This is a genomic window from Bacillus salacetis (assembly GCF_003581585.1).
GTDB lineage: Bacteria > Bacillota > Bacilli > Bacillales > Bacillaceae_B > Rossellomorea > Rossellomorea salacetis.
On record NZ_QXIR01000060.1, the window covers coordinates 1 to 9,822 of the forward strand.

Annotated in this window: 10 protein-coding genes; 4 read left to right on the forward strand and 6 right to left on the reverse strand. The window is 44.1% G+C overall.

Features of this window, described 5'->3' with window-relative positions:
- Nucleotides 1-18: 18 nt before the first annotated feature.
- The 4 genes from D3H55_RS23295 to D3H55_RS23310 all read right to left on the reverse strand — a co-directional run bounded on the left by D3H55_RS23295 (nucleotide 19) and on the right by D3H55_RS23310 (nucleotide 2,423).
- Nucleotides 19-414, reverse strand: coding sequence for a DUF350 domain-containing protein (locus D3H55_RS23295; protein WP_119549715.1), 396 nt, complete (start codon nucleotides 412-414; stop codon nucleotides 19-21).
- A 24-nt stretch (nucleotides 415-438) separates the two neighbouring features.
- Entirely contained in the window at nucleotides 439-1,041 is a 603-nt protein-coding gene (locus D3H55_RS23300; protein ID WP_119549716.1) for a DUF4247 domain-containing protein, read from the reverse strand.
- A 182-nt stretch (nucleotides 1,042-1,223) separates the two neighbouring features.
- Nucleotides 1,224-1,895: a PspA/IM30 family protein gene (locus D3H55_RS23305; protein WP_119549717.1), complete on the reverse strand. Its 672-nt coding sequence runs from the start codon at nucleotides 1,893-1,895 to the stop codon at nucleotides 1,224-1,226.
- 18 nt (nucleotides 1,896-1,913) lie between these two features.
- A complete protein-coding gene (locus tag D3H55_RS23310) occupies nucleotides 1,914-2,423 on the reverse strand; it encodes a DUF4178 domain-containing protein (protein ID WP_119549718.1) in 510 nt (169 codons plus the stop codon).
- A 345-nt stretch (nucleotides 2,424-2,768) separates the two neighbouring features.
- Between D3H55_RS23310 and D3H55_RS23315 the strand changes: the two genes are divergently transcribed.
- Entirely contained in the window at nucleotides 2,769-3,263 is a 495-nt protein-coding gene (locus D3H55_RS23315; protein ID WP_119549719.1) for a DinB family protein, read from the forward strand.
- A 137-nt stretch (nucleotides 3,264-3,400) separates the two neighbouring features.
- Here the strand turns inward: D3H55_RS23315 and D3H55_RS23320 are convergent, their stop codons facing one another.
- Both D3H55_RS23320 and D3H55_RS23325 read right to left on the reverse strand, forming a co-directional pair.
- The gene (locus D3H55_RS23320; protein WP_119549720.1) at nucleotides 3,401-3,598 is read right to left on the reverse strand and encodes a DUF378 domain-containing protein; all 198 of its coding nucleotides are present in this window, start codon (nucleotides 3,596-3,598) and stop codon (nucleotides 3,401-3,403) included.
- A gap of 208 nt (nucleotides 3,599-3,806) precedes the next feature.
- Nucleotides 3,807-4,808 carry a Gfo/Idh/MocA family protein gene (locus D3H55_RS23325; protein ID WP_119549721.1) on the reverse strand — a complete coding sequence of 334 codons (1,002 nt, stop codon included), beginning with the start codon at nucleotides 4,806-4,808 and terminating at the stop codon, nucleotides 3,807-3,809.
- A gap of 343 nt (nucleotides 4,809-5,151) precedes the next feature.
- Here D3H55_RS23325 and D3H55_RS23330 point away from each other — a divergent pair, with 343 nt between their 5' ends.
- The 3 genes from D3H55_RS23330 to D3H55_RS23340 all read left to right on the forward strand — a co-directional run bounded on the left by D3H55_RS23330 (nucleotide 5,152) and on the right by D3H55_RS23340 (nucleotide 9,601).
- Entirely contained in the window at nucleotides 5,152-6,585 is a 1,434-nt protein-coding gene (locus D3H55_RS23330) for a Mur ligase family protein (protein ID WP_240628765.1), read from the forward strand.
- A gap of 339 nt (nucleotides 6,586-6,924) precedes the next feature.
- Entirely contained in the window at nucleotides 6,925-8,232 is a 1,308-nt protein-coding gene (locus D3H55_RS23335) for an alkaline phosphatase family protein (protein ID WP_119549722.1), read from the forward strand.
- 88 nt (nucleotides 8,233-8,320) lie between these two features.
- Complete coding sequence (locus D3H55_RS23340; RefSeq protein ID WP_119549723.1) at nucleotides 8,321-9,601, forward strand: MFS transporter; 1,281 nt, start codon at nucleotides 8,321-8,323, stop codon at nucleotides 9,599-9,601.
- The last annotated feature ends 221 nt before the right edge of the window (nucleotides 9,602-9,822 follow it).

Genomic DNA, 9,822 nt, shown 5'->3' on the forward strand with positions numbered 1-9,822 from the left:
TCAAGGCGCTTCCGCTTTTTAGGTAATAGAAGCCCCAATGACGAATGCGAGTCCTACTGATACGGCGAAGGTGATGATTCCTACTGCCATGTTGCCTTTATGAAGCTGTTCTTCCACAGAGAATTTTCTTGTGAGCAGTTCAAACAGCAGATATGCCACCATTTGCAGGACAACCCCGAATATTCCCCAGATCAGTGTGTCTGTAAGTGCTGAGCTGTGGTAAATGGAAAAAGCAAGGATGATGCAGATTCCGATGATCTTACCGCTGATGGAAAGAGCGACCGCGTTATTCCCTTTCAGCACCTCATCCCAATCCTTATATTTTTTTGTCAGCAGTTCAAAGATATAAAGTCCGAACAAGACGATGATGATTGCCACTGCAAAATACATAACTGTCAAAATAAATGGTTCCATTTCTTCTTCTCCCTTCTCAATTGCCTATTTTCCTGCACCTGGACCTCCGCCCCTTACAGAAGAGGACCCGCCGCGGATAGGTGACTTATTGTAACCTTTGAAACTTCCTCCTGATGAACTGTAGCCTCCATAGCACAGCTCAGGATTATTCCTGCATTTCAAGCGCTGTTTTTTGCCCCAGTCATCGACATCCAGAACTTCGTCCAATACCCAGAGAAGCAGCAGGCCATCAAAGAAATCAGGACTGTAATTGTTGCGGACAAATTGATCATTGGCCACTTCGATCATTGTGTTGGCACTATTTTGATCATCTGCCGTCAGGATGACAAACAGCTGGTCATATACAAGCACCTGTCTATTGTCTTTCTTTTCACTGACCTTCGCCGGCTCCTGATGATCCTGAATCGCTTGGGCGACTTCATCTATCGATTGGTTTTCCGCTATGTAAACTTCTGAATAATTGCTGTTATCTGTCCCGCTGGCTACCGTGTCCGAAAAGGTGTAATTATTATTGATGAAGTCTGCTACGCCTTCTTTAAAAATTGAACCGCCCCCGGATCCAGCACCCGGACCGCACCCGGCCAGCATAACCACTAAAAGGATCAACACCGCTAACGGCTTCTTCATTCTCTCACCTCTTTCCCTTTGCACTCTTTCATTTTCTTTTGGCTTTCCTCTTTAAGGCATGCCGAACTAATATTTTCAACTTAAAGCCCTGAAGCGCACCATCGTCATTAAAAAGCCCCCGGCACAACCATAGAGCACACATAAGCAGGAACCGCTTTAATGGGCGGTTCCTGGCATAGTGTTTATTCTTTGCCTAATTGTTTTTTCAGCGCTGCCAATTCATCATCGATGTCATTGTTTTGGTCTAGCGCATCCAGTTCATCGTCGAGGCTGCGGCTTGAAGACCGCATGTCGTCGCTGGTTTCAGCTTCTGCTTCATACTGCAGGACTTTCTCTTCCATTCGATCGAAACCTTTTCTTGATTCGTCCCCTCCGATGGATGACATGGCACGGTTCATCTTTGTACGTGTCTTGGCTGACTCTGCACGGGCTTTCAACGAATCCTTTTTCAGCTTCATCTGGTTGTATTCACTTTTCATTTCATCCAGCTTGGAGCGCAGGCTGCCTGCATCCGTTTTAGCTCTTTCATAGGATTCACGCAGTGTATCCGCTTGGGAACTGTGTGTTTTCTTATCTTCAAGAGCTCTTCTGGCAAGGTCGTCATTTCCTGCTTCCAAAGCCTTGACTGCTTGCTGCTGACGCTTTTCAGCCATCTTATCGGCTTCTTCATATTTTCTCTGAAGCATCTTTTCGTTAGCGATCTGTTTTGCAACAGCTGCCTCCGCATCGCGGATATCCGCTTCCATTTCCCTCATGAACTGGTCGAGCATCTTGACCGGATCTTCAGCCTTATCAAGCATGGCATTCAATTCTGAACCTACTAGAGTCTTAACCCTTTTAAACATTTGGAACATGATATAACCTCCATATGATTATTTGCTGGCAATGATCTTGATTTCATATTCATTGATTTCATATCCGCTGCTGACTTCGATTTCACTTCCCCAGATTTCAACAGATAAGAATTTTTCTTCCTCTTCATCTTCATAGTCGAAGTAGCGGCAGCTTATGCCATTTACATTTTTCCCCCGGCCATCCCCTTTTACACTTGCCTTCCCTGACTCATCAAGGTAATATCGGGTGCCCTCATATTCAATTTCCTCCGGGATTGGTTCACTCAGCTTCAGCTTCGCATTTTCATAAATCCCCAGGTACACCTGGTCATCCATTTCGGCACTGAGCCAAACCGTCCTGCCGGGGCTTTCAAGTTGATATGCAAGCCATTCGAATCCATGGTCATTATATGTAAGCTTGCTGACCACTTCATAATCCTCCAGGTCATAAGCAACAATATCTCCAACTTCGATTGTGAAAACATTTCTCTCTTTCACGACCGGTACATCTTTTTCTTTTTTGCCGAAGAGCCTTTTCAGGATACTCATGTTTTCACCTCCGCCTCAATGTAACTTGTTCTTACTAACATATACGTTGGATTCTCTGAAAAGTTTCAGGGAATCTATATCTTTTATATTAATTCTTTCTTAAAACCGATATGAATTGCAAATTAATTGGCCTGACAACCTGCTGCTTTTCTGTTACTGAAGTAATCCGGCTATATGGATCCTTCCGAATGCAGCAATTATTGAGAAACTGCCTTATAAAAAAACAAACCACCCTATATACTTCAATCCCGTCATTCTGAATCCTGCATTTTATTGTAATTAACAGGACTTTTTTTAATCAATAAAGAAGTAGTTAAAGAAACTACGCATGCAGGGGGTATCATAATGGACGATTCACAATTATTCAAACAGCTTGATTTCATCCGGATGAGGACACTGGCCGCACTGGATAACACAACGGAAGAAATGGCCGACACGGTACCGGATGGCTTTAAAAACTCCATTCGCTGGAACCTGGGGCACATATACTTGTCTCATGAAAACCTGGTCCATTCATTCGCCGGGGAAAAAGGGAATATCCCTGAAGGCTTCAATGAATTGTTTGGCTTTAACACCAGTCCGGATCAGTGGGAATCAACAGCCCCTTCTTTGAAGGAGTTACGGGAGCTTCTTTCTGCACAGCCAGAGAGGTTGAAAGCATCGTTTATGGGGAGGCTTTCCCAAAAAGGAGAAAAACCCTTCCAAATGACGAAGGATATCGCATTTGAGACACTGGCTGAAGTCGTCTCCTTTGCCAACTGGCATGAAGGTCTGCACCAGGGAGCCATCACCACGCTCAAAAGGGTACAGGGGATCGATAACCTGTGGGAGCCTGTTTGAAATGAAATCACCCTTGTCACAAAGCAAAAGACAGCCTGATGCCTGAATGCTTGTGGGGTGATGAGGTGAAGATATCCCGTTTTCATCGTCCCCGCACATTGAAAAAGCCATTCCAATTTCGGAATGGCTTTTGTTTATTAATCTTTGATTCTTCCAAATAATTTGATGCAATAGAGTGCAGAAAGACCGACCAGAACGTAGACGATTTTTGAAAGGATGGCGTCCTGTCCGCCAAAGATAGCTGCCACTAAATCAAACTCGAATAACCCGACAAGCAGCCAGTTCAAGCCTCCAACAATTAATAATATAAGTGCAATTGAATCCAATGTTTTCACGTTATCTCCTCCTTAAAATGTTATTAAGCTTTCTTGTTTACTATATGCCCGCAATAACAATTTCAAAACATTCGCGGTGGTATTTTTGTTTAATTATTGTTAAATGCATGTACAACAACTGGTTTTTACGATTTTCCTCTTTTGTTCTCGTGTACCCTCTTATATACATAAAAAACTGTCCCCCATTTTAGTAGGGAACAGTTTTCATTTACAGCTTGATTGGAGAGTTTTTCTCCATTGATTGATAACAAGCTTGAATAGCTTTGATATTCTGCATGGTAGCAAAAGATGTATATACAGGATGCTCCCCTTTAAGGATGCAGGCACTGAAGTGGCTCACCTGGATTTCGTAGGGGTTTCCTTCAAGCACTTCTTCTCTTTCCTCGCCCCTTTCGTCTGTTATGACAATACTTGCCCTACCTCCCGGGAACCGATCCGGGCGGTAAGCAGAAGGCACCTTGATTGTGCCACTTGTTCCTGAAATTTCATAGGAGTCGTTCATGGGCTGTTCAAACCCTGACTCAAAACTTGCCGTCACCCCATTTTCAAAGCTGAGGATGCCTGAGGCTTTCATATCAACGCCGAACTCTTCATGGATGCTTCCTTTCACATAAACCTCGGATGGTTCCTGGCCTAGGATATAGCGTGAAGAATGAATACAATAGCATCCTACGTCCCAAACGCTTCCCCCTCCCAGTTCTTTGTTCAGCCTGATATTCTGATGATTCTTTTCAGGATTCATTTTAAATGTGAAAACAGAATGCATGTGGCGTACTTCCCCGATAGCACCTTTATCAATCAACTCTTTTACCCTAAGGTGCTGGGGATGGAATTGATACATGAATGCTTCCATAAACAATACGCCATTCTTCTGACATTCATCAGCCATTTCTTGTACATCTTCCAGGGTCAATGCGGCAGGCTTTTCGCACAATACATGTTTTCCTTTTTTCGCAGCCTTGATAACCCATTCCTTATGCATTGTATTGGGAAGAGGTATATAAACTGCCTGAATTTCCGGATCATCAAGGAGTGCCTCATAACTTTGGTACGACTTCGGTATTGAAAATTCCTCCGCCGTCTCTTCTGCCTTTCCGCTTATGCTCGCAATTGCTGCCACTTCGGTATTTTCAGACTGTTGAAGAGCGGGGATCAATGCTTTTTTGGCAATATTGGCGGTGCTTAGAATTCCCCATTTAATTTTATTCAAATCGTACTCCTCCTCTTTTTTATTATATAAAATCCTGCTCTCCTTTTATTTATATCATAAGATTGTCCCGGGTTAACAACCTCCAAGAAATCTTTTCCAGATTATTATTCAGGGATCAGGGTATAGAGGGAGAGAAAATGACCCATAAAGTATCAGGATGCATAACAAGAAGCATTCCACTTGTATAGGCCCGCCGCTGTTACGGTCAAACTATATATTGATGAGGGTGACTGACTTCATATCAAAGGGAGAGAGCCAATGAATATTGACTTTTCACAACAGGATCAGTTAGGAATCAAGCAACTCTGGGGACAACAGAATAGATTAATCACCAACGTCAATTATGACTCTAGAAGAGTCCAGAAAGATGCCATTTGTCTGTATCAGCGGGGAAAACCATGATGGCCACTCATTCCTTGAGGATGCCATTCAAAATGGAGCGGCTGTACTTGCCGGAGAAAATGCGGAAGTGCTTGAAACGGCGAGCAAAAAGCATACTGACCGAACATTTTTACTTGTGGACGATGCCAGAGCATTTCTTGCCAGGTTATCCATCTTATTTTATAAAAAAACACACGAAAAACTAATGACCATCGGGGTGACAGGAACGAACGGGAAAACCACTGTCACTGCCTATGTAAAATCACTGATGACACTCCTTGGGACTCCTACAGGCTCCATAGGGACAACCGGTATCATTTCTTCAACAGGGAAGATCAATTTAAAGAAGAGCACCCCGACAACGCCGGAGTCCTCTGATCTGCACTACATCTTCAATCAGTTCCATGAGCGTGGAGATACGGCTGCTGCAATGGAAGTATCCTCAGTTGCAACAGAACAGAAGCGGGTTGAAGGTATTGAATTCGACATCGCGATACATACCAACCTTTCTCCGGAACATCTGGAGTTTCATAAAACATTTGAAAATTACAAGAAGGCCAAGCTGAAACTTTTTAAACAGGCCAAAAAAGCGGTTGTAAACATCGATGATGACGGTATGGCAAAAGACATCCTCGACATTTATTCCAATGATGTACTGACATACAGTCTGGATAAGCATTCCGGCGCGGATGTAACTGCCTCCAACTTAAGAACCATCGGGCATGAGACGTTTTTTGAGCTTAAAGTACAGAATGAATCCTATATTGTCCGGGCACCGGTCATAGGAGATTATAATGTCGCCAATGTCCTTTCAGCTATCTGCACTGCTTTGCATGCTGGTTACACTATTGACCAGATCCTTTTGGCACTGCCTTCCCTCGAAGGGCCAGAAGGCAGATTTGAACTGCTGACTGAGTATGGCAACCGAAAAATCCTGCTCGACTATGCCCATACGCCCGCAGCTCTTGACAACCTGCTGCGCGAAGTGAAGAAACTGGAATACAACCGGCTGATTGTGCTGATCACCGGTATCGGGATAAGGGATAAGTCCAAGATGCCGCTCATGGCAGAAACGGTAGAAGGAAAAGCGGATGAAATCGTCGTTTCCGTTGATCACCCTGATTTCAATGATCCAGGTGAAATTATCGGACATGTTCTCGAGGGATTCACCAATCCTTCAGCCGAGAATATTTACACAGAGAGAACCCGTTCAGAGGGTGTGCTGTCCGCACTTGCCCTCAGCGATGAAAATGACCTGATTCTGCTGACAAGCGGCTGCATCAATGAAGCTCAGATTGTCGAAGGAAAAGAAATCCCCCATTCAGACAAAGATCTGATCAGAAGCTACTTCAATGATGACAGTGTGGATTATGATTATGACTATATACAAGCTTAACGGAAAGAACCCTTGAGATGGGGTTCTTTTTTTTTTTGCATTGCTGAGTGTATATCAGAGCTGTCCAGCATATGCAGGCTGCCAAAAAGGCAATTCCTTTTGCAGTTATAGGAAGCGCTTTCGCTCGTCTACAGTTTTTTCTGAACCATTTAATTAGAATCTATCCTTACTCTCACTTCACCTCTTCTGTCTTGGGCACTGTCCCATCCAGGCTCACTTAGAGGACAGTAGTTCACACTTTTTAGCCCTCCCCTCCAAAACCTATATCTTCCAGTCCCATTTTTCTGTTATATTTAATACACCACTTATTTTTAGAATATTACGACACTTGGAGGCTCTATGGATCGACTTACTGACCACTTGATAGTGATTTCATTCGACTGTCTTTCGTCTTTGGATCTTAGAATTATAAAGGAAATGCCAAACTTTCAGGAGCTTTTGAAAATCGGCTCCTATTGTCCCAATGTAAAGACTATCTACCCTTCTGTTACCTATCCGTGCCATGCAACGATAGTGACGGGCAATTTCCCCAGCAGACATGGCGTGGTAAGCAACACCAAGCTTCAACCCGGGAACCCTTCACCGGATTGGCATTGGCACAGACACCATATAAAAGGCACAACTCTGTATGATGAAGCAAAAAAAGCCCGCCTGACGACTGCTGCATTATTGTGGCCTGTAACAGCTAAAGCGGAGATCGACTACAACATGCCTGAAATCTTCGCCAACCGCCCATGGCATCACCAGATTGCCGTGTCACTTTGGAATGGAAGCACCTCTTTCCAGTTGGAGATGAACCGCCGTTTCGGCCACATAAGAAATGGCCTCTTCCAGCCGCAGCTTGATGATTTTGTCCTTGAAGCAGCGGTGGAAACCATCCAAAGAAAGAAACCAAATCTGATGCTTATCCATTTCACTGATCTTGACTCTCACCGACACTACCATGGGTTTTCTTCTGAACAGGCTCACGAAGCCTTGAAGAGGCACGACGATAGGCTGGGAAGAATCATAAAGGCTTTAAGGGAGGCGGGAATTTATGACCATTCCACCATCATTGCCTTGGGGGACCACAGTGCCCTGGATGAATCAAAAGCCATTAAGCCAAATGTCCTGCTGAAGGAGGAAGGGCTGATCAATGTGAATGCCCAAGGAAAAATCACCGATTGGCGAGCTTACTGCAAAAGCTGTGATGGCTCGGCATATATATATGTAAAGGATCGCGATGATCAGGTTACCTATAAAAAAGTCAAGGCTCTGTTAGACAAGTTGAAGGTTGATGAAAAAAACGGTATCGAGGAAGTTCTTAATGGAAAAGAAGCCGGAGAAAGAGGAGCTGATGGAACATGCGCTTTCATGATAGAAGCCTCGCTGGGCTTTTATATCACTGAAGGGCTCCAGGGGGAATACCTTGATGTGATTACTTCCGAAGAGGTGAAGGCCGGCAAATACACTTTTGCATCCCATGGTTATTCCCCTGAAAAGCCTGATTACGACACTATATTAATTGCATCAGGCAAGGGAATCAAAGAGGGAGCAATCGTCCCTTCCATGCACCTGACAGATGAGGGCCCAACCTTTGCCAGACTGCTTGGACTCCATCTTGGAGACACGGATGGTTCGCCAGTAAGAGGACTGCTGTCACTGTAAAATTTATGTAAAAGTTACAGACTTTCAATCTCCTTATCCATATTTTCTGTACAATTAATCTGAAACCGTCTCAGGGAGGTCAAAACCGATGAAGTCTTTCACAAAAGAAGAAAATAGCTGGATGCTCTATGACTGGGCCAATTCAGCTTATTCCATTATCATTTCCACTGCTGTTTTTCCCTTGTTCTATAAAGCCGCTGCCACTGATTCAGGGGTAAGCGCGGCGAATTCTACAGCCTACCTGGGTTACACCATTGCCATTGCCACGTTTATCTTGGCTATGCTCGGCCCAATCCTTGGAACCATCGCCGATTATCAAGGATATAAAAAGAAGTTCTTTACTTTCTTCTTTTTCCTTGGAGTCGCTGCTACAGCCATTTTAGCTTTCATTCCAAGCGATCAATGGCTCATGCTATTAATCTGTTATACATTTGCCGCTGTCGGATCTGCCGGAGCAAATGTTTTCTATGACGCTTTCCTTACCGATGTCACCACCGATGAAAAGATGAACAGGGTCTCTGCAAGGGGCTTTGGTCTGGGCTATATTGGAAGCACCATTCCATTCATCATCAGTATCGCCATCATTGTACTTTCACAAGGCGGGACCATCCCTCTCTCAACCACAACAGCCAGCAAGATTGCGTTTCTGATTACGGCGTTATGGTGGGGGCTGTTCGCCATCCCTATGTTCAAAAATGTTCACCAGCTCCACTATATCGAACCTGAGCCAAAGCCTGTCGTCAATAGTTTCAAACGCCTCGGGAAGACATTCAAAGAAATAAAAAAATACCGCCCGTTGTTTTTGTTCCTTCTTGCCTATTTCTTCTATATTGATGGTGTGGGCACAATCATTACCATGTCCACTGCATATGGCACTGACCTTGGCATTTCCTCCACCAGTCTGCTGATCATTTTGTTTGTTACACAGGTTGTTGCCGGTCCCTTTGCCGTTCTATATGGAAGACTCTCCGAGAAGTTCACCGGGAAGAAGATGCTGTATGTCGGTATCATCATTTATATCTTTGTCTGCATCTACGCTTACTTCCTGGAAACCACTATGGACTTTTGGATACTGGCGATGCTGGTCGCCACTTCACAGGGAGGAATCCAGGCACTTAGCCGCTCTTATTTCGCAAAACTTGTGCCAAAGAAAAATTCCAATGAATTTTTCGGATTCTATAATATCTTCGGGAAGTTTGCATCCATCATGGGACCACTGCTGGTGGCCATGACTGCACAGCTCACAGGCAACTCCAGTACAGGGGTCTTCAGCCTTGTCATTTTATTCATCATCGGAATCGCCATTTTATCCCGTGTACCTGAACCCGTTCATCATATTGCTGCAGTCGATACTGCCAAAAAAGCGTAACAAAGACTGTTATCGCATATTGATGCTTTCGGAAAAATTCCAGGTGCCGGATTTTTCCCCTGTATACAAAAGTTCTACACTCGAAAAAAAAAAAAACGAGCAGCTCTTTTCTTTCCTTCTCACCGGGGTTTTTACGACGATATACCAGGATATTAGTTGAAATTTATAGTGAATAGCAACAAAGTTTACGAAAAGAGCCTAACAAAAAGACGCTTGGATTC